The organism is Nodosilinea nodulosa PCC 7104 (assembly GCF_000309385.1).
In the GTDB taxonomy this organism is placed as follows: Bacteria; Cyanobacteriota; Cyanobacteriia; order Phormidesmidales; family Phormidesmidaceae; genus Nodosilinea; species Nodosilinea nodulosa.
This window is the reverse complement of sequence record NZ_JH976537.1, coordinates 3,826,582-3,852,669: the sequence shown is the minus strand read 5'-3', so window position 1 is coordinate 3,852,669 and position 26,088 is coordinate 3,826,582. Positions and strand designations below refer to the sequence as shown.

Genomic DNA, 26,088 nt, shown 5'->3' with positions numbered 1-26,088 from the left:
TTCCGTCATTGTGGCCCTTTTCCTCAAACCTTAGGCTAGATATCACGAGTACACGGTTCTTCTTGCTGCGGGCTGACCTGTTACTACCGGGGAATACCTGGATTAGAGTAGCGAGCATCTGTCGGCACCTAAGGTAAGCAGTTTCCTCTGCTCGGCATCAGCATCAGGGTTACTCCTTACTCGAGGGTTACGCCTTATTCAAAGGAGCACGGTTCTCGGTTTGTCCAGTCGGATTTGACGTTTCCTGAAATCGCCATGGCCGCTACTTCTCGGTTTCAATCTAAAGGCAGTACTCTAGAGCTGCTGCGGCAGTACCAGAACAACCCCGATCTCAATTTAAGGAATCAGCTCGTACAGCTCAACATTGGGTTGGTACGTCGGGAGGCCTATCGGTGGCTGCAGCAGTCAACCGAAACCTTTGATGACCTCATGCAGGTAGGCAGCCTGGGTCTAATTCGTGCCATTGAGCGATTTGACATGGGCAAAGGCTATGCTTTTAGCTCCTTTGCCATTCCCTACATTCGGGGCGAAATTCAGCATTATCTGCGCGATAAAAGCACCTCCATGCGCATTCCTCGGCGGTGGCAAGCGCTCCAAAGCCAGTCCACTCGCGTGATTCGTCAGCTGCAAGCCGAGCTGGGTCGAGGCCCTACTGACAACGAAATTGCCGCCGCCCTCGACATTTCCGTAGCCGAATGGCAAGAGGTCAAGCTCGCCAACCGCAACCGATCGCTGCTCAGCCTGGATGCCCCCGTGCAGGACGAAGAATCGGCTTGTCTGGGCGATCTGCTGCCTGACCTCAAATATAAAAGCTTTCAGCTAGCCCAGGAAGATCAGCTTCGTCTCCAGCAGGCGCTACACCAGCTAGAGCAGCGCACCCGCGAAGTGCTGGAGTTTGTCTTTCTCTACGACCTCACCCAAAAAGAAACTGCCGAGCGCATGGGAATCAGCGCCGTCACCGTATCGCGCCGGGTCAAGCAGGGACTCACCCACCTCCAGGCTCTAATGGTCGCTACCGAAGACGAAATCGCCTAAATCACTCCCTATCGGCAAAATTGAGTCGCATCGGCAGAATTGAGCTATCGTTGATGAACATCGGCTCGGGAAGCAAGGAGGCTTGGCCATGGGGGCGATCGCGTTTGTAGTCTTGTTCGTATTGGGGTTTCTGCTGGCTACCGCTGGCGGCATTGTCAGTCTGGTAGACGCGTTTCGAGTCAGCCCTGTCTGGGGTTTGCTATCGCTGTTTATACCCTTCGCCCTGCTGGTTTACTGCATCAAGTTTTGGGGTCGTAAGTGGGCTCGCAATGGCCTGATTATGAGCCTTGGCGGGCTTGGGGTCATGCTGCTATCCACACCGCTGCTGGGCGCATTTATTGCCCAGCGCGCTGGCCAGGTCAGCAGCACCATCGAAAATAACGTTCCTGCCCAGAACACACCCGTTGAGTCAGTGCCGGTGCCCGATACGTCAGCACAGCCTCCCGACGCAGAATTTGCCGAACCCTTAGTTCCCGTCGCCCCTCAGCTATCGCCTATTGCTCGGGCTGATTTAATTCAGTCCACCGATCCCAATGAGCGCCTTCAGCAGATCAACAATAGCCGTTCCGATCCCTTTGCGGCAGTGCCCATTCCACCGCCACCCCAGGTAGTTGCTCCACCGACCGTGCCCGGCGCTCCTTCTCCTGGCACCGCCACCCCAGCGGGTAGCAGACCCGCTGGTAGTTCCCCTGGGGGAGGCTCATCTGTGGCCACTGCTCCTGGCCAGCCGGGTGCTGGGTCCGGTTCTACATCGGGCTCTACCTCTGGGGGAGCCCGCGGCGGCGCTAAGCCGGCCACGCCGCCGCTGGCACCACTGCCATCGCTGCCGCAGCCAACCCTAGCTGAGGCCGTGGTAGTCACCGGAGTGATGACCATTGGCAATGAGAACTTCGCGGTGGTGCAGACGTCCATGGGCAGTCAGTACGTTAAGGTCGGCCAGCGCGTAGCCAACGGACAAGTGCTGATTAAGCGTATCGACATACGCGGTAGCGAGCCCAGTGTTGTGCTAGAGCAAAACGGCATTGAGGTAACTCGTTCGGTAGGCGCACCGGCACCAGCCGTCGATCAGCCCTCGGCGTAGAACTGGCAGCTGCCCTCAAGTCTTCGCCCCCAAGTTTTCTTCATGGACTGCTCCCTATGACTTAGGGTCAGAGCCTAAAGCTCCGCACCCTGTATTAAGTCGTGTCAGAATGTGAATTGCTCGACTTGGTGTGAACAGTGTTATGCCGCTTGAAACGGTTGTTTGGCAAGGGTTATGGGGCGCGATCGCCATTCTGCTGGCAGAGGCCATCCGCGACGTTTACCACGTGGTAAGCCATTACTGGCCTCCCCTCATGCGGCTGCACAACTGGCACCACCGGGCCTACAAAAAAGACTTCACGCCAGTTAGCCCGACGCTGTATCGCCAGGCCCAAATCTACAACGACGCCCCCGAAGCCATTGTGATGGCTGGGGCATTGGCAGGTTTGGCTATCTCTACCGGCATTGCTGGGCTGTGGCTGGGGGCGCTCTATGGCCTGGGCTTTTTGGCGGCGGCGATCGCTCGGTCCCAGGGCTGGTTGCTGACCACTGACCTAACCCACGAACCCGGCGAACTCACCACTATTCCTGGCAACTGGCGAGTCAATCGCACCTACCACTGGCGGCATCACTTCGATGACACTAACGCCTATTTCGCTGGCTACTTCACGTTCCTCGATAAGCTCATAGGCACCGCTGTTTCCCTCAAGGGTAAAACCGTTGCCGTAACTGGGGCATCAGGCACCCTAGGTCGGGCGCTGCTGCAAGAGCTAGCGGCTCAAAAAGCTCGTCCCATCGCCCTGACGACCTCCCCAGGCGCAACGTTTGAGGCTGGCATTTCCTGCTGGCACTGGCAGCCTGGGGCCGAAGCCGACCTGCACGAATCGCTGAAAAAAGTGGATATTCTCATTCTCAACCACGGGCTGAATGTGCACGGCGATCGCAGCCCCGAAGCTGTTCAAACATCCCTAGAGGCCAACGCCCTGTCGGGCTGGCGGCTGATGGAGGTGTTCCTGAGCACCGTTGAGACATCGCCCCAGCGGGCTACCAAAGAAGTTTGGGTGAATACATCGGAGGCCGAAGTCAGTCCGGCCTTTAGTCCCCTGTATGAGGTGTCTAAGCGCCTGATGGGCGACCTGGTAAGCCTGCGGCGGCTGGACGCCCCCTGCGTGGTGCGCAAGGTGATTTTAGGGCCGTTTAGAAGCAACCTAAACCCGATTGGGGTCATGTCTGCCGACTGGGTGGCTTGGGCGGTGGTAGCGTTGGCCAAACGCAACGTGCGCAACATCATTGTCACCGTTAATCCGCTGACCTATGTAGTCTTTCCCATCCAAGAGCTGGCCCAGGGGATCTATTTCAGGCTCTTTACCCGCTCCAGCCGTAACTGATCAGTCCGTGACCTTACCGCTGCAACGCATCGGCGCTAACCAGTACCAAGTTCTATAGCTAGAGCCAACCCGGTTAGGACGCTGCACAGGTAGCTCGCGCGCGATCGCTATACGTCAATGAACTCTCCCTGTGTCCCCATTGACGATCGCGACTGTCCTAAGCGCGTTGGCCACAGCTAGATTGACCATAGCCGTTTATCTTGCTAGCGGCGAATAGGCTAATTAGCTGCGGTTAAAGAACTCGACCTGGGGTAGGCGAGGGTCACTGACCATGCCTAGACCTTGAAAATCCCAGCGGCTGATTAGGGGCTTAAGGCTGGCAGCGGCGATCGTTTCGATCGCAAATTTGTCGCTCAGCTCAGGGGCGTGGGCATTGAGATAGCTGAGGGCATCGTAGTCAGCGGTGAACACCAGCAAAAATCCAGTCGACAGCGGTTGGCCTGGGTCCCTATTACCGTGGGGGCGGGCTACCAAATAGCTGCCATCGGCGCGCGATCGCAGCAAATAATAAAGCTGAGAAACCATAGCGTAAGCCGCCGCCTCAATTGATATCCGACAGACGAATGCGAGGATCTACAAAACTAAGGGCCAGATCGGCCAGCAGATTGCCGATAATCAGCATCACCGCCCCCATCATTAAGCTAGCCATCACTAAATACAAGTCCTGAGCCTGTACAGCTTCAAGGATCAGCTTCCCCAGCCCCGGCCAGTTGAAATAGGTTTCAGTAATGAACGCCCCCCCAAGCAAACTAGCAAACTCAAACCCCAGCAGGGTAATCAGAGGATTTATCGCATTGCGCAACGCGTGCACATAAACCACTCGATTCTCTGAAAGCCCCTTAGCGCGAGCAGTTTGGATATAATTTTGGCGCAGCACATCCAACAGTTGCCCACGAGTAATTCGCTGTAGTCCAGCAAAGCTCGTAATACTCAGGGCCAGGGTCGGCAAAATCATGTGCCAGCCCACATCTACAAGCTTGCCAAACCAGCTGAGATCGTCGTAGATGATGCTGGTGCGTCCGCCAATGGGAAACAGCGGCGCAACGCTCTGGGCAAAAAACAGCAGCAGTAAACCAGTCACAATGGTGGGCATGCCCTGGCCTAGATAGCTCAGCACTCGCAGTACCCTATCGATCGATTTGTTTTGGTTAACGGCCCCAACAATGCCCATCGGTAGGGCAATCAGCCAGGTCACTACAATGGCCGCCAGGGAGAGCAGCAGCGTGTTAGGCACCCGCTCCCACAGCAGATCGACCACCGGGCGCTGGTAGGCAAAGCTGAGGCCAAAATTGCCGTGAAAAACCACCTGATATAGCCAGTTCAGGTACTGCCGCCACACCGGTTTGTCTAGCCCAAACTGCGCCTCTAGCTGCGCCAGAGTCTCCGGAGAAAACTGTGGACTCTGACGATACTGGTCGAGGAAGTTACCAGGGGCCAGCTGAATCACAAAAAAGCTAAGGGCAGAGGCCAGCAGCAGCGTCAGCGCGGCCTGCAAAATGCGCTTCACCACGTAGAGCACAGTTTCGCTAGTGGCAAAGGCCGCCAAACGGTCCCAGGGACTCACCAAAGAACGGCGGGGAGTAGAAGACTGAGCCATACCCAAATGCGCCGAGGTTAAAAAAATGATCTGTGGTGATTCTAAACCAATCCCGTCCGGCTTATCGGTTCTGGCCGCCTAAATCACTGTCATCTCGACCCAATGACGCCTCGGACCAGCATTGCCCCGCATAGTGGCGACGATATCCTCCTGTGGCACCCGTTGCTCTTGTCCAGCCGAGAAAAGAGGTTACGGCCCCGTGTGCCAGGTCGCTTGTAGATGCTGGTGTTTTTCCCGCTTTCCTACAAAATTCATAGGTCATTAAGATTTCATCAGCTTAGTGCTGGATTTTACTGTTGATTGAGGGCATGTATGAACCGCTTAGTCATGAAAGCTGCCTTTACTTTGAGTCTTGGGATCATCGGCTTTGCCCCGGCTGGCAATGGATGGGCTGCTCTCACCGAGTCATCGACCCCAGCTTTGGCCCAGGTTGAACCCAACCAGGACAACCTGCAAATGCAGTGTCCGGGCTCCATTTTGGTCAACGACATTAATTACACGGTTTTCTTTACCCGAGAGGCAGGCTTTTCGCGCATCGTGCTGCGGCGTCGCAGTACCGGCCAGCAAATTGCCGAGGCGTTTCTTAGCTACGATCGCAAAAATGCCAAGGGCCAGGCCATCTGGCGTGGCGCGGTCAATGGCGCCGCCGATGTGACGTTAGTGCATCTCTCTGCCCGTCCGGCTCAGCGGGGCGATCAGGTTTCGGTAGGCTACGACGGCCAGTGGGGACGCGGCACCTGCCAGTAAATAGCCACAAAAAACCCCAGCTGTCCAAAGCTGGGGCAAGGGGTTAAATGATTGATTCAACGGTTTGATTTAAGGTTTTGATTTAAAGGTTTGATTTAGCGGTAGTAGTGTTGTCTCTGCCCTAGCTGCTTTTGCTGCCGCTGGTTAAACCGAAGCAACAGTCAAGCAAGCTATTGCATTAAGAACACTTCATAGATGCTATGGTAGCGCAACATTAACTGCCGTTACAAAGACTACGGTTAGGCCAATCCAGAAGGCGGTATGTCGTATTCAGCCCAGCCTCAGGACGGGGCTGACGCTCTGGCGGTTTGAGAGTGTTCCAGCTAAATGCTTATCCAGGGATTTACGGCAACAGGCCCGGCGGGTCGACTTTACGCCCTCAACGGGGACGTTCATTTCAATGGAACACCCTAAGTCCTGGGATTATCGACTGGTCGAAATCTCTTGCAGCTGTGCTCGCAACTGGTCATAACTGAGCCTTGACAATACACTTAACACATTTCGCGAGCGGCGTTGTAGATTTTTTCGTTGGCCTGTACCGATTTGTGCAGATCTACCACCGGGCGGGGATAGCCAACACCGATCTGGATCCCAAAGCGTTTTTGCTCCGCAGGCTGAAGTTTCCAGGGCTCGTGCACCTTGGCCGCAGGAAGAGACTTCAACTCAGGCAGCCAGTGCTTGACGTAAAGCCCTTCGGAATCGTAGTCCTTTGCCTGCTTGAGAATATTGAAATAGCGGAATCCTCGGGCATCGTTACCGACCCCAGCGGTGTAGTTCCAGTTGCCGTAATTACTGCATACGTCGTAGTCAATTAGCAGGGACTCGAACCACTCAGCCCCCATCCGCCAGTCAATGCCGAGATTTTTTGTCAGAAAGCTAGCCACATTCTGCCGCCCTCGGTTCGACATAAACCCAGAGCAGGCCAGCTCGCGCATATTGGCATCGACCAAGGGAAAACCGGTCATCCCCTGGCGCCAAGCGGTAAAGCGATCCCAGTCTTGTCGCCAATTAACCCTCAAGCCGCGTAGCCCAGAGGAGTGAAACACCCTGTCGCCGTGTTTGGCGCAGATAAAGCGAAAGTAGTCGCGCCACAGCAGCTCAAAAATCAGCCAGTAGGTGGAGTCATTGCGAATGCGATCGCGCTCGTAGTCCTGCACCGTCTGGTACACCTGCCGTGGCGACAGGCAGCCCAGCGCCAGCCAGGCCGACAGTTTAGATGAATAGTCGGCCCCAACCATGCCATTGCGGGTTTGCTTGTAGGTTTTAAGGCAGTCGGCTTGCCATACGTAGTAGTTCAGGCGGCCTAGACCAGCGGTTTCTCCCCCCTCAAAGGCCAGTACAGCGCGGCGATCAGCGATCAGATTTTCGAGGCCAAAATCAGCCAGGGTTGGCACTGCGCCAGGCTCGACCTGGGGGAGAAGCGGCACGTTGGCAGGGGTGGGAAGTGCTGCATCCACTGTGCTGTGCTGCTCTACCTGTTTGCGAAACTGAGTAAATACCTCGGGTAAACAGGGCAGCTCAAAGGGCAGGCTATCGGGATGGTACAGGGTCGCCCCCCAAAAGGCCTCGGTTTTGCGCCCCATAGCTGCCAGTTTTGCGGCTAGGGCTTGCTCAACTCGGCGTTCCTCATAGGTAGCTTCTGCGTGCCAGTAGACGGCATCAATGGCGTGGGCCTGCACCAGATCTGGAATGATGTCCTCGGGCTGCCCCACCCGCACCACTAAGTTGCTGCCCAGGGCTTGCAGCGATCGCCGCAAATCGACCACGCTCTGCCGCAAAAACTGCGCCCGGTAGGCTCCGGTTTTAGCAAAGCCAAAGGCCGTTTGGCCAAACTGCCGGGGGTCAAAGCAGTAGAGCGGAATGATCGGCTGCCCGGCCCGCAAAGCCGCGCCCAGAGGCTGGTGGTCGTGGAGACGCAGATCGGTTCGGAACCAGACAAGGGTAGGCATGGGGTTGGGTCAATGGGGATAGCGAAGCCGGCAATGCGGCAATCCGTTGAGCAAGAGGCGGCTTTATTCAGTATTCTAAAAAACTATTAACGCCTAGACGGAAGATACATCTATGGTGACCGAGGGGGGATTGAGATTAGGTGCTGCACCTCTCCAACTCCATTCCCTTTGGGAGCTATGTGGCTCAGGCCACGGGCATTGCGAAAACCCTACAGGCAGTCTGATATGGAACTTCAGCCCCACCACAGCGATTTAGTCACCTGCTTACGGGAGTTAGAAGAGGCGATCGCTGGGCTCTGGTACCCTAGCGAAACCGACGCTCCCCTGTCCATAGCGATCTATGCAGACCCCAATCTAGATGCCACAACCCTTGGCCAGCAGTTGGGGGCCAATTCTGACACCTTCCAGCACCAATCTGCCGATGACTTCTTTCGGCCAGTGTTCAGCAACTTCTACTGGAGTACCCCCCAAGGCGGCCATCTCACCCAGCGGTACAGGCGCCTACAGGAGATCTTGCAAGCCCACCTGCTCGACCTGCACAGCTATCGGGTGGGGGCTGTGGACGTAAATTTATACCTGCTGGGTCGCCATTCCAGCGGCTGCTACGTGGGGATCTACACCCACGCGATTGAGACCTAGCGGAAAAGCGATGGAACCTCAGGCGGATACTGAGCTTGGTTTTGCCCGGGAAACGGCAGGAAAAGGGCTCAGGCGGCTTAAACTTTGCAGGGAGAAAAGTCTAAACCCTTTCTCTAAAATTCTCTTGCCGAAACCTATTGCCGTGGTCACTCGGGCCAGATGACGGTAGCCTAACGGTAGAAATCGAGGCAAAAATCCATGGCTTTTCAAACCCCGGACTGGGTGAAGCATGCTGTCTTCTACCAGATCTTTCCCGATCGGTTTGCCCGTACCCAGCGGCATCTAGATCACCCCGCCATGGCCGTAGCGCTCGAACCCTGGGAATCGCGTCCCACCCCCTTTGGCTATAAGGGAGGCGATCTCTGGGGGGTTGCCGAGCAACTCGACTACCTGACCGATTTGGGCGTTACGGCCATCTACATGACGCCGATTTTTCAGTCGGCCTGCAACCACCGCTACCACACCCACGACTACTACCAGGTGGACCCGCTGTTGGGAGGCAACCCAGCCTTCTTTGACCTTCTGGAGGCGGCCCATGCCAAAGACATCAAAGTGGTGCTAGACGGCGTTTTCAACCACTGTGGCCGGGGCTTTTTCTTCTTTAGCGATATTCTTGAGAACGGCCCCAACTCCCCCTGGCTGGAGTGGTTCGAGATAGAAGGCTGGCCGCTGTCGGCCTACGATGGGTCGCTGCCCGCCAACTACAAAAGCTGGGTTGACAATCGCGCCCTGCCCCAGTTTAAGCACGACCATCCGGCGGTGCGCGAATACCTGATGCGGGTGGGCGAGTACTGGGTGCGCCAGGGCATCGACGGCTGGCGGCTCGATGTGCCCTACGAAGTCGGCACCGAGGGGTTTTGGCAGGAGTTTCGCGATCGCATCAAAGCCATCAACCCCGAGGCCTACATCGTGGGGGAAATTTGGTACGATGCAACCCAGTGGCTTGACGGCACCCAGTTCGACGGGGTCATGAACTACCTGTTCACCGCCCCAACGATTGCCTTTGCGGCGGGCGATCGCGTCCGCATGGACCTGGTCGAAATTCCCCACTACTATCCCTACCCGGCCCTGGATGCGGCGGGCTACGGCGACAAAATTCAGCACCTGCTAGCGCTCTACCCCTGGGAAATTCAGCTGACCCAGCTCAACTTGCTCTCCAGCCACGATGTCGCCCGCATTTACTCCGTGGTGGGTGAAGACGACGCCAGCATGGTGCTGGCGACCCTGCTGCTCTTCACCTTCCCTGGCGCCCCCAGCATCTACTACGGCGACGAGGTGGGCCTGCCGGGCGAACTCGACCCCGACTGCCGCCGGACCTTTCCGCCAGAGCAAGCGTGGCGCCAAGACCTGCTCAAAATTCACCGCGAACTGATTGCCCTGCGCGATCGCTATCCTGCCCTGCGCACCGGCACCTACGACGTTCTGCGCGCCGAGGGAATGGGCTACGTGTTTAGCCGCAGCCTGGGCAGCGATCGCGTGATTGTAGCTCTAAACGCCGGCTCGGAAGATACGGTTACCCTGGCCGCCGAGGCCCTCGTGCCAGCGGTCAAAGCTGGCCGCCAGGTCTTCACTTACCACGGCGCCACCTGGGCCAGCGACAGCCTGACGCTGCCTCCCCGCTCAGCCATGGTGATAGCCACAGAATAAGCCCTTCACTGGCCTCGACGCTGGCGAATTTGGGCAATAAAGAATTCCTCCAGGGTAGGACGGGTCTGCTTCAGGGTAATCAAGCGCCCCCCGGCCAGGGGAATCTGCTTGGCAAAATCGTAGGGGTCGCCCTTAACCTGGCCCTGCCAGAGGTCGCCCTGCACCGTCATTCTATCGAGCCAGGGTTCGATCTCAGCGCTGCGCCCGCCCTGCCCCTTGACAAAATATTGGTCGGCGGTGCCCAGCAGCTCATCGAGACTGCCCATGGCAATCAGCTCGCCCTGGTCGAGAATGGCAACGCGATCGCAGATTATCTCCACATCCGACAGAATATGGCTGTTAAAAAAAATTGTCTTGCCCTCTCGCTTCAGGGCCAAAATAATCTCCCGCACCTGAAATCGTCCCGTCGGATCAAGTCCCGACATCGGCTCGTCAAGAAACACTACATCGGGGTCGTTGATGAGTGCCTGAGCCATACCCACCCGCTGCAACATGCCTTTTGAGTACTGCCGCAGCTGCTTCTTCTTAGCGGTCTCCTGGGGTAGGCCAACCAGGTCGAGCAGTTCGACAATACGGCGCTGCTGGGCCGCCCGCGAAAGGCCAAACAGGCCAGCCGTGTACTGCAAAAACTCCCAGCCGGTCAAAAAATCGTAGAAATAGGCATTCTCAGGCAAATAGCCAATGCGCTGCTTGACCGCGCCATCGCCCAGAGCATGGTTGAGCAGTGTGGCGGTACCAGAGGTAGGGCGAATAATGCCTAGCAAGATTTTCAACAGCGTGGTTTTTCCCGCACCATTTGGGCCAAGCAGACCAAAGGTTTCACCTTGGCCAACGGTCAGCGAACAGTCTTTGAGCGAGGTAATCCGCTGATTCAGCCAAAACCCAGTGCGATAGGCCTTACCCAGACCCTCAGTTTGTACAACCACCGGCCGCTGATCCGGCAGTGCAGTTAGCCCATGCTGTGACAATGCAGCGTCCATAAAACTATGCTCACCAAACCTACAGCCCTTAAGTCCATGCCCCTCAAACCTACACCCCAAACCCGCACCCGCATAATCTGCCTCTGTCCATTGAGGCAGAATTATCTCACCGAGGCAGAATAGAGTATGGAGCCGTCAAACCAGCAGCGGGTATGGCCCTATTTAGGGTACCCACCCAATGGCACTATGGTACTGACCTCAAGCCCCGCTCCAACACCTAAACCCCTTAACGTACAGGCCAAGTTTAGGGCTGCTAGCGGCTCTTGGTTGTATTTTCAAGCCTTACAACTCCTATGGATCGATCGAAGCTAATTGCCATTGTTACAGGCGCTATTTCTTTACTGCTTGCCGTCGGCTATCTAGCGCTGGTACAGCTGCTCGATTTTCGAGGTGAAATGGTGCCTGCCCCCCTGTCTTCTCTCCCCCTTTTACTAGCCTGGCTAGATGGTTTGAGCCGTTGCCAAGGGGGATTCATGGACCTAGAGGCTGCCCTGGCCCAGACGCAGACTTTGCCCCTAGTGCACCTCATATCAGCCGCTCAGTCCATATCTTAATCCGGCTCTGCCTTTGCTCAGGAAAGCCTTACAGGCCATAGCAAAAACCGGGGGAAATTCCTCCATCGCCCACTCAAAAGCTACTGCCGCGCTGGCGCCACTCAGACATTAGCAATGCTTATCGATAAGCCAAAGTTGGCTGCCTTTATTAAACCGAGATTCTCCTCCTGGCGGAGGAGGGAAGCGACTTTAGGGCAAAATGAGCTTGCTTCCCTCCTTGATGCCCCCACGGCCCGTTGACTTTGGCATAGTATTATTGCGATCAATAATTTTAGAAAGTTGTCCGGTAATCAGCAGGAACCCATGGCTATGCAACAGCTTGAGACAATGTCGACCCTTGACTACCAGTCAGAGCACTATAGAGACGCCTACAGCCGCATTAATGCCATTGTGATTGAAGGCGAGCAGGAAGCCTACGATAACTACTGCAAGCTGGCTGAGTCTCTGCCTGACGCTAAGGACGACTTGCTGCGCCTGGCAAAGATGGAAAGCCGTCATATGAAAGGCTTTCAAGCCTGTGGGAAAAATTTGGCCGTCACCCCTGACATGGAGTTTGCCGCCAAGTTTTTTGCCCAGCTGCACCAGAACTTTCAGCAGGCCTGGGCCGAAGGCAAAATTGTTACCTGCCTACTGATTCAGTCGCTGATTATTGAGACCTTTGCCATTTCGGCGTACAACATCTACATTCCGGTGGCCGATGCCTTTGCTCGTAAGATCACAGAAGGCGTTGTCAAGGATGAGTATAGCCACCTGAATTTTGGCGAAGAGTGGCTCAAGGCTAATTTTGAATCCGCCAAGGCCGAGTTGGAAGCCGCCAACCGCCAAAACCTGCCCATTATTTGGGCCATGCTCAACGAAGTCGCTGACGATGCCGCTGTGCTGGGCATGGAAAAAGACGCTCTGGTCGAAGACTTTATGATCACCTACGGTGAGGCCCTGGCCAATATTGGCTTTTCTAGCCGTGAGGTCATGAAGCTGTCAGCCCAGGGACTAGCGGCAATTTAGCCGCCACAGGCAAAGATCGACCTCAATGGCCATGGCTTCAGCCTTAGCCATTGACGACCTTCAGCAAAACCCTGTTTCCGCCTATTGATACCTACTTACTGCCCAGTGTGCTTTCAATCCAGCACTGGGCAGTTTATCGTAGGTGAATTGTTAACCTGCACCATACTTCTGGCGCACTATCCCCAGTAACCTAGATTCGCGATGTTTGGCCTAATCGGACATTTAACTAGCCTTGACCACGCCCAGCTTGTAGCCCGAGAACTGGGGTACCCAGAGTATGCTGACCAAGGGCTCGATTTTTGGTGCAGCGCTCCACCTCAAATTGTCGACACCATTAAGGTAACCAGCGCTACTGGCCAGCAAATTGAAGGGCGCTACGTTGAGTCATGTTTTTTACCCGAGATGCTGGCCGCCAAGCGCATCAAAGCAGCCACACGTAAAATCATCAATGCCATGGCCCATGCCCAAAAGCACGGCATTGACATTACGGCACTGGGAGGGTTTTCATCGATTATTTTTGAGAATTTTAACCTCAACCAGATTCAGCAGGTGCGCAATGTCACCCTTGAATTTGAGCGTTTTACCACCGGAAACACCCACACGGCTTACATTATTTGTCAGCAAGTGGTTGCTGCCTCGGCAAAACTGGGCATCAATCTGTCAGACGCTACCGTGGCGGTATGCGGCGCTACTGGGGACATTGGCAGCGCCGTGTGTCGCTGGCTGACGGCGCGCACCGATGTCAAAGACCTACTGCTGATTGCCCGCAACCAGGAGCGCCTTCAGCACCTGCAGGAAGAGCTGGGCTGCGGCGTGGCTATGGCTCTAGAAACCGCCCTTCCCAAGGCAGACATTGTGGTGTGGGTAGCCAGCATGGCCAAAGGCGTTGAGGTAGATCTCACCAGCCTTAAACGCCCCTGCCTGATGATCGACGGCGGCTACCCCAAAAACCTTGACCAGCACTTTAACTGCGACGGCATCCACGTGCTCAAAGGCGGCATTGTCGAGCATTCCCTGGACATTGACTGGCGCATTATGAGTATTGTGAATATGGATGTGCCTGCCCGCCAGCTGTTTGCCTGCTTTGCAGAGGCGATGTTGCTGGAGTTTGAAAAGTGGTACACCAACTTTTCCTGGGGGCGCAATCAGATCACCCTCGAAAAGATGGACATGATTGGCCAATCGTCACGGCGTCACGGGTTTCGCCCGCTGCTTGACCTGAATGCTGCGCCTCTAGCGGCTGAACTTTCCTAGATTTTTTAGGTCCGATAGCGGTTTTACCTGGGGCAGTGGGGACGCTGTCTTGGTATTCTAGGATGCGTATAGGTAAGGGCTTTTCGGATGCGCGATCGGTTCTTGCCTCAACGCTGGTCTGTCTGAGTTTTGTTTACCCCTTGGCTATGGCCCCACCTGAGCGCAAGTCAATTTTGTTGTCGTTTGAAAAGCCCCTGGTTGAGCTGGAGGCCCGCATTGATCAGATTCGGGATCTGGCGGAGGAGAATGACGTAGATGTATCGACCCAGCTGCGCCAGCTGGAGGCCCGTGCCACCCATCTGCGCCAGGAAATTTTCTCGAATTTGACGCCTGCTCAGCGCCTTCAGGTGGCCCGTCACCCCCGTCGGCCCAGCACTCTCGACTACATCCAGGCCATTACCGACGAGTGGATTGAGCTCCATGGCGATCGCGGCTCCGGCAAAGACGATCCCGCCCTCGTCGGCGGTGTAGCCCGGTTAGACGGACAGCCCGTGGTGATTTTGGGCCACCAGAAGGGCCGCGACACCAAAGACAACGTGGCCCGCAATTTTGGCATGGCCTCTCCCGGCGGCTATCGCAAGGCGATGCGGCTGATGCGCCACGCCGATCGCTTTTCAATGCCGATTATTACCTTTATCGATACCCCCGGGGCCTATCCTGGCTATGAAGCGGAAGAAATGGGCCAGGGCGAGGCGATCGCCTTTAACCTGCGAGAAATGTTTGGGCTTTCGGTACCCATTGTCTGCACCATCATTGGGGAGGGCGGCTCTGGCGGGGCCTTGGGCATCGGCGTGGGCGATCGCCTGATGATGTTTGAGCATTCGGTGTACACCGTGGCCAGCCCCGAGGCCTGCGCGGCCATCCTGTGGAAAGATGCCGCCCGTGCGGGAGAAGCCGCTGAAGCCCTCAAAATCACCTCTTGGGATCTAAAACAGTTGGGCATTCTAGACGTGCTGCTGCCTGAACCCGTAGGCGGAGCCCACGCTCACCCCATTGAGGCGGCGGACACCCTCAAACAAGCGCTGGTACAGCAGTTGGCCGATCTGTCTCAGCTCTCCCCCACAGCGCGGCAGCAGCTGCGCTACCAAAAATACCGTCAGATTGGTGTCTTTGCAGAGGCAGCTTAGGCGTCTTTTGGCCAACCCGTGCTGTGGCTGCAATTCTCTGCAACCTATCTCAGAAGGAGTTAATCGCCCATTCATTTAACCCCCTAAGGCCAGCGCTAGGGTAGACAGGCCTAAAGGCTTGCCAGAAACAACTTCGTTAATAAAGCGTTTACATTTGTTAACATAGTTGATGTATCTGGCTGAGCCACTGGCTGGGCGCTCTGCCTGCTTGCCCAGTGCTCCCGGCATGCCAGCCACCCCAAATGCTTTGTCGATTGGTACTTCCTATTGCTGACTTCTACGTTTTCTGATCTGCCGCGCCGCGCCCTGGTAACCGGGGCAAGTCGTGGTATAGGTCGCGCGATCGCCCTGGCCCTGGCCAAGGCAGGGTATGACGTTGCCCTGATCAGCCGCTCCCTGGACTCACTCCAGCCGGTGCAGGAGGAACTAACAGCCTGCGGGGTGGCAGCCAAGGCTTACGCCGTTGACTTGGCCCAAATGGAGGGATTGCAGAGTCGATTGGCCGACTTGCTGGCCGACTTTGGTCCCCTCAGCGTCGTGGTCAACAACGCCGGCATGGGCTATACAGGCGCTTTAGCCACCATGCCCCTGGCCGACTGGCAGCGGGTGATGGATTTAAACCTCACCAGCATATTTCAGTGTATCCAGGCGGTTCTGCCCATCCTGCGGGCAGGGGGAGGGGGCACCATAGTCAATATCGGCTCTATCGCAGCTAAGTCGGCCTTTCCCGACTGGGGGGCTTACACCGTCAGCAAAGCGGCCCTGGTGGCGCTGTCGCGGGTGCTAGCGGTCGAGGAAAGGCCTCATGGCATTCGCGTGGTGACAGTATCGCCGGGAGCAGTTAACACTCCCATTTGGGATACCGACACAGTGCATGCCGACTTTGACCGATCGTCAATGCTGACACCGGAGATGGTGGCGCAAGCCGTCCTGCAAACCATTTTGCTGCCGCCCGAGGCGGTGATTGAAGATCTCACCTTAATGCCAGCGGGCGGCGCTTTGTAGCTAGTTTTTTCCCTGTGGCGGCCTGGCCAACTCAGCGAGTGGCCCCATTTTTGTTGAACCTCTGGAGTGTTTAGAAAATCTATGACTATCGCATCCTCAAACGGCCTTAACGACCAAGCTACCAACAGAAGCGCTGGGACTAAGGCCATAGCCCAACCCAACATCCGGCCCGATCGCACCCATAGCTACCGCAGCGATGCCGACCAGTATCCCATCCCCGAAACCAGCCACGAGGACATGGCCGAAGCGGTGCGCACCATGCTGCTATCGGTCGGCGAAGACCCTGAGCGGGAAGGCCTACTCAAGACCCCCAAGCGCGTGGCCGAGGCCATGCGGTTTTTGACCAGCGGATACCAGCAGTCGCTGGAGGAGCTAGTCAACGGGGCCATTTTTGACGAAGGCCACAACGAAATGGTGCTGGTGCGCGACATTAATCTGTTTAGCCTCTGTGAACACCACATGCTGCCTTTCATGGGCCGTGCCCACGTGGCCTACATTCCCAACCAGCGAGTGGTGGGGCTGAGCAAGCTGGCCCGGATTGTCGAGATGTACTCCCGCCGCCTCCAGGTGCAGGAGCGCCTCAATCGCCAGATTGCTGAAGCGGTGCAGGAAATTCTTGACCCCAAGGGAGTGGCTGTCGTGGTGGAAGCCAGCCACATGTGCATGGTCATGCGCGGGGTACAAAAGCCTGGATCCTGGACGGTGACCAGCGCCATGCTGGGGGTATTTCAGGAAGATTCTAAGACCCGCGAGGAGTTTCTTAGCCTGATTCGCCACCAGCCCTCGTTCTTCTAAGCAGGGTTTCTAGGCGGTTGTCGGCCACTAGACAAATCGGGTGCTCGGGAGACAACAGCTATATGGAGCTAGTTGTCTCCCGAGCACCCGATTTTTAGCGGTTTAATCTTTTGAACAAAAGGCCTAGCCCTGCGGCTTTCGCCCGCTCAGATAGCCCCAGGCGTAGGCAGCATCGGCCATGCTTTGGGTGACGGTGTATTCATTAATGGCTGGCACGATGTAGATATCGAAGTAAGTCTCGACCGCTGGCCACTGGCGAGCAGCGGGTACAGTGACTGAATCCAGCACTTCGAACATCCATTCGGACTCGTAGAAGCCAGGATCGATGGGACCGTACAGAGTAATGCCGGGACGCTCCTCCCCGGTAATCCGCTGGTCGACGATCAAGGGGTTCTGGGGGTAGCGATCGCCCAGGCCTGTGGTGTAGGTCATGTTGTCGGGGTTAGCCCCAGCGGAAAACTGGCAGGCCAGCAGGGCCGCCTCAAGGTAGCGATCGCGGCCGGTCAGGGCGTGGGCCCGCAGCAGCGTGCGCGCCTTGGGCGCACCCAGCCCGTCGCCCCAGCCGACTGGGGTGTAGGGGTCCGTCTTGGTCCAGCCAAAGGCCGTGGTCTGGCCCGTTTGTACCGCTCCATCGGCCTCGGCAATCAGCGTTGCCCGGAGTTCGGCCTGTAGGTTGGCATCCACCTGGTCGGCGGGCAAGCGGCTGTAGAGAAAGGCGATTTCACGCTGGGGACCGGCAATGCGCCAGTCATTTCTGGCCTCGGCGGGAATGGCCAAGCGCGCTGCCACAAAGCGCTCGTGCCAGGGGCGATCGCCCGTGAGTCGGTAGAGTTCCAGGCAGGCCAAAGCGCGATCGGCCTCGATTCGATTGCTGGCCCACTCCTCGGCCTTAATGCCTTTTTGGTGGAGGTTTTCGGCCCAGGCCATAGCCTTCAGGGCGCTGTCGCGATAGCCCTGGGCCTGATCAGGGGCGTAGGTGCCTACCAATCGGGCGGTGCGGGCGGCGACTCCGGCATAGACGTAGCTGCTCCAGGGGTCTGGGGCGTAGGCCATAATTGGCAGCGACTCTTGCCAGCTAGTCTCACCCCAGCGGGGATGCTCCGCCGACTCAATACCGCCGCGAATGCCCCCCTCGGGGGTTTGCAGGCGACGGAAAAAATTGACTCCCCAGAGGGCTTCGTCGAGCAAATCGGGCAGATCGTTGGCAGACTCTGGAATATTTAAGGCCAAACTCGCCATGGGCTGAGGAAACAGCTCCAGCAGTTCCAGCAGCCAGCGGGCCACATCTAGATGCTGAATCCGGCGGTCCCAGTCCCCCGCGTCGAAATAGCCCCCCCAGGCGTTGGCCACTACCTCGTCGGTTTTACCCTTCACCAGATTGGCGAAGTTGCCGGTGTCGGTGCCCTGGGCATTGAGGCCGTTGCCGGTATCCATCAGCCCCGTCGTCGACTGGTAAACCGTAACGCCGTCGTCGGGATGAAAGGGGCGAGGACGCACCTCATCGCTGTAGGGTGGCCCCATGGCAATGCCGCTGCGCTGGTGGAAAAATCCCCGAGCCGCGAGATAAAAGGCCTGCTGCCAGGCATCGTCAGCCACCACAAAGGAGTTGGAACAGCCGACGGTGTCTACGCAGAGGCGATAGCGGCCGGGCTGGTTAAGCGCGCTAAAGTCGAGCTGATCTACGTCTGTCAGGGTGTAGGTGCGATCGCGTTTATCTTCAATGGCGCCGCTGCGGTGGCGGCGGTTCGCCTGTCCGGCAAAGACAACCTTACTGGTGGCCTCATCGATCACCCGAAACGACAGCCCCTCTGGATAGATCAGCCCGCCACCAGTGCCCATCCAGGTGGACAAAAACCCCACTTTTACTGGGTCGTCGGGGCGAAAGCCCACCGCCGTAACATGTACGGCTTCGCTGGGCTGGCGATCGGGCTGGTAGGTCAGGCTCTGCTCCGACCCCTCCCGCCCTGGCAGCTGGACTCGGTAGGTTTCACCTGGGGTTAGGGGGGCGGGCAACCGCAGGTAAAAGCGATGCTCCATTGCCCAACGGCGCTCCCCCCGGTCTGTATTGGCCACATCCACAGGCTTGCTCTTGCGGTGCACCTCCAGTGGAGCAACCGGCTGCCGATAGCTGGAATCGCGATCGGACTGAATGCGATAGCTGCGGGGCTGACTGGCAAGATCGGCATCAAAGGGAGTTTCGCTATAGCGATCGAACCCGTAGAGAATATCCTGGTCAGAACCAACCAGCGTGCCCAAGGCTTTTCCCCGGCGCAGCAGCCAGGTGTCGTTACCCGAACGTTCCAGGCGGTCTTCGGGGTCAGAACGGTAAGGCTGCTGGCGGGCCTGGGTGACCTCACCCTGGCGAATATAAACCACTAGAATCTCGGGGCTAACAACGGTCACGGTGGCGTTGGGCTGGTCAGACTGCGCGGTAGGCATACGCCCCAAAGTGCCCGCAGTACAGGCTACCGCAAAGGCTAGCATCCCTAGCCAGAGGGCTGTCCTACGAGGCCAACGGCTCAGCTTAATCAACATCTCTCAAACCCTCTTTTTGGCAAACCAGATCGATGCGACAGTCCGTCTCAACACCAACTTCTCAACACCAACTACTCAACACCACTGAAGGGGAATCCCATCCGGCCCTGTCCCGCCATTCTCGGGCCATAGTACAGAACGCCAGGGGCGGTTGTGGGGAACGTTCCTCTGGCGTGGCCAAAGTTTTACCGCAGCTAAACAATTGGGGCTTTACTTTATCAAAAGTGAGCTAATATCTAAGCCGATTCAGTCGCTCAAGTCCTGTGCCAGGGGCCGTTTTTGGCTTCCGGGCCAAGGTCCGGGGCCAATATAAGTTGCCCAAGGAGAGGAGAGCTGGCACAGCAAACGGCCCGCGATCGCTCAAGGGTCGAGCTAAGTTCTGTGGTGCGTGGGGAGATCAGCCCGATTGCGGCTAAGGCAGTTTTTTACCGGTGTAGTTGGGGTGGCTGGGGTTTGCCTATTGGGCAGCCTACCGGCCAAAGCCAGCGCACGGCTACAGGCCTGGCAGTTTGATACGGGCCAAAATCGCCTCGTGTTTACCACTGAGAGTGGGGTGGAACCCCAGGTCAGCCTATCGACCAACCCTCACCAGCTGGTCATTGACCTGCCGGGAATTTTGTCTGACGACGCCTTGGGCAACCAGTTTATCGGCGGGGCAGTGCGGGCGGTGCGGGTTATTCAGGCCAACGGAAGCACCACCCGCATGGTGTTAGATCTGAGCCCCGATTACAACCTTGACCCCAAGCAGGTCAAAGTATGGGGGCTGACCAACCAGCAGTGGGTTGTGCAGTTGCCCAGTTCAACCCAGGCCCCCGGCGTCGACAAATCCTTTCCCAACAGCACGCTAACCATTCCAGACTTTTCTAAAGCATCGACATCGCGCCCCCTCACTACAGTAGGGGCCGAGCCGCTGCCGCCGCTAATCAGGCGCAATCAGGTCAGTCTGGCCGCTGTCAGGGCAACAGCTACGGTGCTGGGCGGCGTGCAGGCCACTGCCGAGGGGTTTTTTATTCCCACCGCTGGGGCCGCGCCACAGATCCAGGTCTACCGCACCCGCGATGCCAACCAGGCGCGGCAGATCGTCATCGATCTGCTGGATGCTGCCATTGCCCCCGGCCTTGCCGCCGAGACGCTGCCCCAGGGGCGCTACGGGGTTCACCGCTGGAACCTGACTCAGTTTGCCACCGACCCGCCGGCCATCCGCGTCACCCTCACCCTGGATGGCTATAGCCCCGACTGGCAAATTACTCCCCTAGCTAGCGGTGGCATTTGGCTGACGCCCATTGGGGTGGCCCCCAGCCAGATTACCGCTCCCCCTGCCACCGTGGCGCTGCCCGTCATCAATGCGGTAGCCGCCCCACCGCCAATTACCCGTCCCGCTGCCCCCCCAGGAATTGCCACTCCAGCCCCTTCACCCGCCGCTGGGCCAGGATCTACCCCCAGGCAACCGAACCTGGGGCAGGTCTTGGTGATGCTTGACCCCGGCCATGGCGGCGTCGATCCAGGGGCTGTAGGCATCGGCGGTTTACAGGAGAAAGGGGTGGTATTGGCGGTGGCCCACTACACGGCGGCAGCCCTGCAGGCCCAGGGGGTCGCGGTGCAGATGACCCGCCAGGGCGACCAAACAGTGGAGTTGCAGCCCCGCGCCGCGCAGGCTGAGGCGGCTCGATCGACCGTGTTTGTCAGTATTCACGCCAATGCGGTAGATATGCAGCGCCAGGAGGTCAACGGATTGGAGACCTACTACTACTCCGAGACCGGCCAGGTGCTGGCCGCAGCCCTCCAGCAACAGGTGTTGAGCACTATGGCTATGCACGATCGCGGCATCCGTCAGGCCCGTTTTTTCGTACTGCGGCACACCTCTATGCCCGCCGCGCTGATCGAAATTGGCTTTGTTACCGGCGCCACCGATGCGCCCAAGCTGCGTGACCCCCAGTGGCAGGCCCAGATGGGCCAGGCTATCGCCCAGGGCATTCTCAACTACCTGCGCAGCCAGCCCCGGTGAACGCGGGGGCGGCAAGGGCGGTAGATAGAGAGTTCGGGGTGAAAGAAAGTCGCTCAGGAGCTTTTCAGGGGCTGGGCCGGAAAGTTGACAACGATAATGTTGGTCTCCCAGTTGGCGCGAGTAATCGCTTCGGGTTCGCGCCCCAAAGCTGGCTGACCTACGCTGTGGGCACTGCTGATCAGAATGAGCAAAGTGTTGGGCTGAATGGCCTCCGACACTCGCCTGATGGTGTTTCCCTGGGCCAGCTGCGGTGCGATAGCTTTCTCTTCAAATAGGGCGGTCAGCTTGCGATCGCGAGCCGGGCTAACGGGCATTTGGACTACCTGTAGCGGCGCCTTTAGCTCCTCCGCCAGGCTTTGGGCAATGGCCAGGGTGCTTTTGACCCGGCCTAGGGTGGCGGGCCGGCCGGTAATGGCCAGCACCACCTGTTCGGTGTTTTCGATCGGCTGGGGAAATCGGCTAATCAGCACCGGAATAGTGGCCGATCGCACAATGGTATCGATGACGCTGCCGAAAAAATTCTCCTGATAGGTCGAGAACCCTTTCCAGCCGCAGATCAGCAGGTCGGCCTCCCGCTCTTGCAGGGCGCGCAAAATGCCCCAGGCCACGGAGTCGTCGATGCGACCAATGGTTTCTACGGGAATGGCCGCGGCATGGGCAATGGTTTCGGCGGTGTCGAGCAGGCGGTTTTGCCGGGTTTTGTCGGCATTGGCGATCGGCTGGTTGCGATCGGGCAGCACATGCAGGGGCAGCAGCGTACCTCCCACTCGCTTCGTCAAAATGATGGCCAACTGCAGCAGATTGTCTTCGGTACTGGGGTTCGCCACCGGGATTAAAATGCGCTTGCCTAGAGTTGTTGAGCCTTTTTCAAGCGTCGCTTGGGACTCCCCCTCAGCGGCGTCGGACAGCTGGCTTTGAATCTGTCCGCCCCAGCGAGCCACCACCCAGGGAGACAGCACACAGCTGACCAAAATCATGGCAATGATGGCATTCACCACCAACTCATCTACCAGGCCAATGTCAAAGGCAATGGTGATGGCTGCCAGGGTAGAGGCCGCCTGAGCCATAGACAGACCAAACATCACCATGGCGCTGGGAAATTTCCACTTAAACCAGCGGGTCGATCCCCAGGCCGCAATAAACTTACTCGCCAGCTCTGCCAGTACAATAACTGCTGCGATCAACAACCCCTGGGGTTCTCGCAGCAAAATCAGCGGGTCGACCAGCATCCCCACCGAAATCAAGAAAATTGGCACAAACAGCGTATTGCCGATAAACTGCACCCGGTTCATCAAGGGGCTGAGACGGGGAATGATCTGGGTAATGGCCACACCGGCCAAAAAGGCCCCCACAATGGGCTCAATTTCGATCAGACTGGCCAGGTAGGAAGCCACAAACAGGGCCGCCAGCACAAAGGTAAACTCAGCCCCTTCGTCATGGCCAAATTTCTTGAAGAACCATCGCCCGAGCTTAGGGACTCCCCACAGCACCGCAAAGGTATAGATTGTCAGCGCCGGAATTAGAAATAGCCAAAAACTCAGGGTGAGATCGCCCTGGTCAGTCTTAACCACCACGGCCAGCACCAGCAGCGCCAGCACGTTGGTAATCAGCGTGCCCCCCAGGGTGGCAATGGAGGCCGGATGGCGCATGATGCCCAGTTTAGTCAGTACGGGCAGCGCCACCAGGGTGTGGGAGGCCAGGCAGGAGGCCACCAGCACTGAGGCCCAAAACTCGTAGCCCAGCGCAATCATCACCCCGGTGCCCAGGACCATGGGCACGATAAAGGTAGCCAGGCCAAAGATAATTGGCTTCTCGGCGTCGCGCTTGAGGTCATCCAAGCTGGTTTCGAGGCCGCCCAAAAACATTAAAAATAGCAGGCCTACGGTACCCAGCAGCACAATGGTGCTGTCGCGCTCTAAAATGCCCAGGCCGTGAGGCCCGACCAGCACCCCCGCCAAAATCAGGCCAATAATGCCCGGCAGCCGCAGACGCTCCACCAGCAGCGGAGCCACCAGCATGATCGCCAAAATTGTCAAAAAGATGGCCACTGGATCGGTCAGCGGCTCCTGAAGAAGCTGACCCAGGGGTAGGGCCAGCGGTTTGCCTAGGGTATAGACTGCGAGCCCAAAGGGGGTCATAGGGGTATCGTATACGCGAATTGTTTAACTGTATCAGCATCGGCTTTAGGCCATAGCGTTGTCTCCATCCTCAGAAATAAATAGGGCAACGTCAGCGAAATGTGCGGTGATAGGATCCATATGATTGACTACCAGGATGCGCTTTTGAGAGGCAGTGTCAGTCTGATTCAGCAGGCATGGCTCCCCTAGGAGCCCCCCTATGGCTCCCCCCGCGCGATCGCATTCCCCCCACAGCCGCAAAGTGCAATCCCCATCGTGCTAATGCTGCCTCTGGCGCGAGCTAGAGGCAGCATTAGAAACCATGCCTCCCGCAGCAACGTCGATACCAAGGCAGGGCTAAATCGGCTGCTGCCAGCGACCTGCGGCAGCTGGGCGGCGCTACTCCTGTATTTGATCTACGAGCTGCTGCGATCACCCCAGGCGGCCAGCGATCGCCTCAGCTGCGCTCAGCTCCTCGCCGCCTATCTCGACTCGCCCAAGTTAGCTCACAGGGGCCGATCAAGCCTCAACCCTCTGAGGGGGGTCTACACCCTTCCCTGAATCTTGAGCTAGCTCCGCCAACAGTTCGAGCAGCTCCCGCTCAAAGGTTACCTGGGCCCGGTTTGTTCGACCGCCCAGGCAAATAGTGCCGTCCTGCTCCAGAGCCCACACCTGGGAGTGAGATACATAGCTCATCACCACGCCCAGCATCAGCAGGCCAAAGCCGCCATAAACCATGGGAATGCCAGGATCGGCTTTAATCTGCAAGCCAGTGCTGCCAACCACGTCAACCAGCGAGAGCCTAACGCCGTTGACCTCCACCGCCATGCCCTTGCGAACGGTAGAAACCAGCTGTCCCCCATTGTCGTAAATCAGCACCGACCCCTGTAGGTCTCTGGCCAACAGCGTGACGCCCTCGCTCATGTCGGGTTTGGTGGGCAGCCAGGTGCCCCAAAACCGAGGGCCTTCGCTTTCCAAAGGCTGCATCGGTAGCTGCAAGACGGGGCTGCTGTTGAGCTTGACCCGCACCGCAGCAATGCCCCAGTCGGCCTGATAGAGCGTCACACCGCGATGGCGTAGGGGTTCGTTGACGTGAATCGTCTTGCGATCGATCTCATCTCCAGTCGAATTCAACACCGATAGGTCGGAGTAGAACTGGTCAATATTGCCCTCGGGGGTGTAGTCAATCCAAAAGCGGTTTACCCGCACGGACCAGTCCTTCGGAATTTGGGCTGCCGCCCAGGGGCCTGCATCAAAAATATTGCGAATCTGAAACGTGTCGCCGCTCGGCACCAGTTCTTGGGCAAAAAAGCCGGTCATAGCCCCCCAGATAGCCCCCAGCAAAATCAAAATCATGCTGGCGTGCACTACGATCGGGCCGATGCGACCGACAATTCCTTTGCGGCCATAGAGCTGAGAATCGGCCTGAAACACTTGGTAGCGCCTCTGCGTTAACCCCCTGACCACCGATGTCAGGTCTGTATCGGTAAGCTCGGCGCTGAGGGCCAGTTTTTGAAACTGGCGGGGCTGACTGTAATAGCTCCATTTTTGGGCCGCGCCCAGGGCGGGAAACTGACGGGTGAAAGTGCAGGCTGTGAGGCTAGCCCCAAATACGATCAGCAGCGCTAAAAACCACCAGGTGCGGTACACATGGTCGAGACCGCTAATTAAAATCACCCTCCAGCTCAGAAAGCCAAACAGAGCCGGATCGGCTGGATAGTTGGTCTGGTAAAACTCTAGGGTTTGCCCCTGCTCAATCACGGTGCCGCTGACGCTGAACGCCGCGATCGCCAGCAGCAGCACAATGGCCAACCGCAGATCCGCCAGCAGCGGCAGCAGGTCCCGGCGAAAATAGTCGCGCACCCTGCCCCAGAAAGAATCGGGTAAAGCGTCATAGGGGGCCATGGCATCCCTCAAAACAGGTCAACAAGACAAACTGCTACACCAGCGTAGATGGCAGCAGCCGAGACAGCAGCGAAAACACTCCAAAGCCCAGCAGCAAAGCCCCACTGGCGGGAGTGACCCAACTCGACCACTGGCGCAGGTCCAACAGGCGCTTCAGGCTGGCGGTAAAGGTGCCCGCCAGCACCAGGGGAGTCACATAGCCCACCGCGTAGGCCAGCAGCAAAGCAGCCCCTAAAACTGGATCCTTCGTCGCCGAAATCCAGGCCAAGAGCGTAGCCAGCACAGGGGTGCTGCACGGTGAGGCCACAATGCCAAAGGTCAGCCCTAGGGCATAGGCCCGCAGCCAGGGCGGCAAACCCCAGCCCTCAAAGGTGGGGCCAGCGCCAGCGGGCATTGCCAGGGGTACAACTCCCAGCAGGTTTAGGCCCATCACAATGGCCACCAGGCTCACGACGATCGGCAGGCCCCAGGCCACCTGGCCATAGACATAGCCAAAAAGTCCGGCGACGAGCCCCAGCAGGGCCAGGGTAGTCGCTAGCCCCAGGGCAAAGGAAAGCGATCGCAGCACTGCCCCCGCCGGGCGATCGCCTTCATAGCCTCCCATATAACCCACCATGATGGGCAGCATCGACAGCAGGCAGGGCGATAGGCTAGTCAGCAATCCCGCCAGCCCTACCACCGACAAACTCACCCAGGACACCTGAGTCAGCTGCTCATTCACAAGTTGGTTAGCCCATTGGGCAATTTCGTAGAGATAAAGCTGAAGGCTTTGGAGCATTGCCAA

General features: G+C 57.7%; 21 protein-coding genes. 13 read left to right on the top strand and 8 right to left on the bottom strand.

Annotation, left to right across the window (positions count from 1 at the left end; translation table 11 throughout):
• The first annotated feature begins 255 nt into the window (after positions 1-255).
• The 3 genes from LEPTO7104_RS0117795 (at position 256) to LEPTO7104_RS0117785 (ending at position 3,443) form a co-directional block, all read left to right on the top strand.
• Positions 256-1,035 carry an RNA polymerase sigma factor SigF gene (locus tag LEPTO7104_RS0117795; RefSeq protein WP_017299936.1) on the top strand — a complete coding sequence of 260 codons (780 nt, stop codon included), beginning with the start codon at positions 256-258 and terminating at the stop codon, positions 1,033-1,035.
• Between the two features lie 88 nt (positions 1,036-1,123).
• The gene (locus LEPTO7104_RS0117790) at positions 1,124-2,116 is read left to right on the top strand and encodes a hypothetical protein (protein WP_017299935.1); all 993 of its coding nucleotides are present in this window, start codon (positions 1,124-1,126) and stop codon (positions 2,114-2,116) included.
• Between the two features lie 142 nt (positions 2,117-2,258).
• A complete protein-coding gene (locus LEPTO7104_RS0117785; RefSeq protein WP_017299934.1) occupies positions 2,259-3,443 on the top strand; it encodes a bifunctional sterol desaturase/short chain dehydrogenase in 1,185 nt (394 codons plus the stop codon).
• Positions 3,444-3,665: 222 nt separating this feature from the next.
• On the opposite strand, the gene LEPTO7104_RS0117780 is transcribed toward LEPTO7104_RS0117785, so the two are convergent.
• Together LEPTO7104_RS0117780 and LEPTO7104_RS0117775 are read right to left on the bottom strand one after the other, a co-directional pair.
• Positions 3,666-3,968, bottom strand: coding sequence for a hypothetical protein (locus LEPTO7104_RS0117780; RefSeq protein WP_017299933.1), 303 nt, complete (start codon positions 3,966-3,968; stop codon positions 3,666-3,668).
• Positions 3,969-3,984: 16 nt separating this feature from the next.
• Positions 3,985-5,040 (bottom strand): ABC transporter permease, encoded by a 1,056-nt coding sequence (locus LEPTO7104_RS0117775; RefSeq protein ID WP_026072819.1) that lies wholly within the window; start codon positions 5,038-5,040, stop codon positions 3,985-3,987.
• 327 nt (positions 5,041-5,367) lie between these two features.
• On the opposite strand from LEPTO7104_RS0117775, the gene LEPTO7104_RS34380 reads away from it, so the two are divergent.
• Positions 5,368-5,787 (top strand): hypothetical protein, encoded by a 420-nt coding sequence (locus LEPTO7104_RS34380; RefSeq protein WP_017299931.1) that lies wholly within the window; start codon positions 5,368-5,370, stop codon positions 5,785-5,787.
• Positions 5,788-6,278: 491 nt separating this feature from the next.
• Here the strand turns inward: LEPTO7104_RS34380 and LEPTO7104_RS0117765 are convergent, their stop codons facing one another.
• Positions 6,279-7,736 carry a DASH family cryptochrome gene (locus tag LEPTO7104_RS0117765; protein WP_017299930.1) on the bottom strand — a complete coding sequence of 486 codons (1,458 nt, stop codon included), beginning with the start codon at positions 7,734-7,736 and terminating at the stop codon, positions 6,279-6,281.
• A gap of 225 nt (positions 7,737-7,961) precedes the next feature.
• On the opposite strand from LEPTO7104_RS0117765, the gene LEPTO7104_RS0117760 reads away from it, so the two are divergent.
• Together LEPTO7104_RS0117760 and LEPTO7104_RS0117755 are read left to right on the top strand one after the other, a co-directional pair.
• The gene (locus tag LEPTO7104_RS0117760; RefSeq protein ID WP_017299929.1) at positions 7,962-8,375 is read left to right on the top strand and encodes a nuclease A inhibitor family protein; all 414 of its coding nucleotides are present in this window, start codon (positions 7,962-7,964) and stop codon (positions 8,373-8,375) included.
• Positions 8,376-8,573: 198 nt separating this feature from the next.
• Positions 8,574-10,022, top strand: coding sequence for a glycoside hydrolase family 13 protein (locus LEPTO7104_RS0117755; protein ID WP_017299928.1), 1,449 nt, complete (start codon positions 8,574-8,576; stop codon positions 10,020-10,022).
• Positions 10,023-10,027: 5 nt separating this feature from the next.
• On the opposite strand, the gene LEPTO7104_RS0117750 is transcribed toward LEPTO7104_RS0117755, so the two are convergent.
• Positions 10,028-11,002, bottom strand: a complete 975-nt coding sequence (locus LEPTO7104_RS0117750) for an ABC transporter ATP-binding protein (RefSeq protein WP_017299927.1) — start codon at positions 11,000-11,002, stop codon at positions 10,028-10,030.
• Positions 11,003-11,865: 863 nt separating this feature from the next.
• On the opposite strand from LEPTO7104_RS0117750, the gene LEPTO7104_RS0117740 reads away from it, so the two are divergent.
• The 5 genes from LEPTO7104_RS0117740 (at position 11,866) to folE (ending at position 16,742) form a co-directional block, all read left to right on the top strand.
• Positions 11,866-12,561, top strand: a complete 696-nt coding sequence (locus LEPTO7104_RS0117740; protein ID WP_026072818.1) for an aldehyde oxygenase (deformylating) — start codon at positions 11,866-11,868, stop codon at positions 12,559-12,561.
• A 201-nt stretch (positions 12,562-12,762) separates the two neighbouring features.
• Positions 12,763-13,815, top strand: a complete 1,053-nt coding sequence (locus LEPTO7104_RS0117735) for a long-chain acyl-[acyl-carrier-protein] reductase (RefSeq protein WP_017299924.1) — start codon at positions 12,763-12,765, stop codon at positions 13,813-13,815.
• A 146-nt stretch (positions 13,816-13,961) separates the two neighbouring features.
• A complete protein-coding gene (gene accA / locus LEPTO7104_RS0117730) occupies positions 13,962-14,942 on the top strand; it encodes an acetyl-CoA carboxylase carboxyl transferase subunit alpha (RefSeq protein WP_017299923.1) in 981 nt (326 codons plus the stop codon).
• A gap of 267 nt (positions 14,943-15,209) precedes the next feature.
• Positions 15,210-15,947 (top strand): SDR family oxidoreductase, encoded by a 738-nt coding sequence (locus LEPTO7104_RS0117725; RefSeq protein WP_017299922.1) that lies wholly within the window; start codon positions 15,210-15,212, stop codon positions 15,945-15,947.
• A gap of 81 nt (positions 15,948-16,028) precedes the next feature.
• On the top strand, positions 16,029-16,742 hold the full coding sequence (gene folE / locus LEPTO7104_RS0117720; RefSeq protein ID WP_017299921.1) for a GTP cyclohydrolase I FolE: 714 nt from the start codon (positions 16,029-16,031) through the stop codon (positions 16,740-16,742).
• 123 nt (positions 16,743-16,865) lie between these two features.
• Here folE and LEPTO7104_RS0117715 read toward each other — a convergent pair whose 3' ends face one another.
• Positions 16,866-19,181, bottom strand: a complete 2,316-nt coding sequence (locus tag LEPTO7104_RS0117715; RefSeq protein WP_196358128.1) for a glycoside hydrolase family 9 protein — start codon at positions 19,179-19,181, stop codon at positions 16,866-16,868.
• A gap of 556 nt (positions 19,182-19,737) precedes the next feature.
• On the opposite strand from LEPTO7104_RS0117715, the gene LEPTO7104_RS34370 reads away from it, so the two are divergent.
• Positions 19,738-21,282 (top strand): N-acetylmuramoyl-L-alanine amidase, encoded by a 1,545-nt coding sequence (locus tag LEPTO7104_RS34370; RefSeq protein WP_017299919.1) that lies wholly within the window; start codon positions 19,738-19,740, stop codon positions 21,280-21,282.
• Between the two features lie 53 nt (positions 21,283-21,335).
• Here the strand turns inward: LEPTO7104_RS34370 and LEPTO7104_RS0117705 are convergent, their stop codons facing one another.
• Entirely contained in the window at positions 21,336-23,420 is a 2,085-nt protein-coding gene (locus LEPTO7104_RS0117705) for a cation:proton antiporter domain-containing protein (protein ID WP_017299918.1), read from the bottom strand.
• 261 nt (positions 23,421-23,681) lie between these two features.
• Here LEPTO7104_RS0117705 and LEPTO7104_RS0117695 point away from each other — a divergent pair, with 261 nt between their 5' ends.
• A complete protein-coding gene (locus LEPTO7104_RS0117695; protein ID WP_017299916.1) occupies positions 23,682-23,960 on the top strand; it encodes a hypothetical protein in 279 nt (92 codons plus the stop codon).
• Here the strand turns inward: LEPTO7104_RS0117695 and LEPTO7104_RS0117690 are convergent.
• Both LEPTO7104_RS0117690 and LEPTO7104_RS0117685 read right to left on the bottom strand, forming a co-directional pair.
• Positions 23,919-25,304 carry a cytochrome c biogenesis protein gene (locus LEPTO7104_RS0117690; RefSeq protein ID WP_017299915.1) on the bottom strand — a complete coding sequence of 462 codons (1,386 nt, stop codon included), beginning with the start codon at positions 25,302-25,304 and terminating at the stop codon, positions 23,919-23,921. The genes LEPTO7104_RS0117695 and LEPTO7104_RS0117690 overlap by 42 nt on opposite strands.
• A 34-nt stretch (positions 25,305-25,338) precedes the next feature.
• Positions 25,339-26,082, bottom strand: coding sequence for a cytochrome c biogenesis protein CcdA (locus tag LEPTO7104_RS0117685; RefSeq protein WP_017299914.1), 744 nt, complete (start codon positions 26,080-26,082; stop codon positions 25,339-25,341).
• Positions 26,083-26,088: the final 6 nt, after the last annotated feature.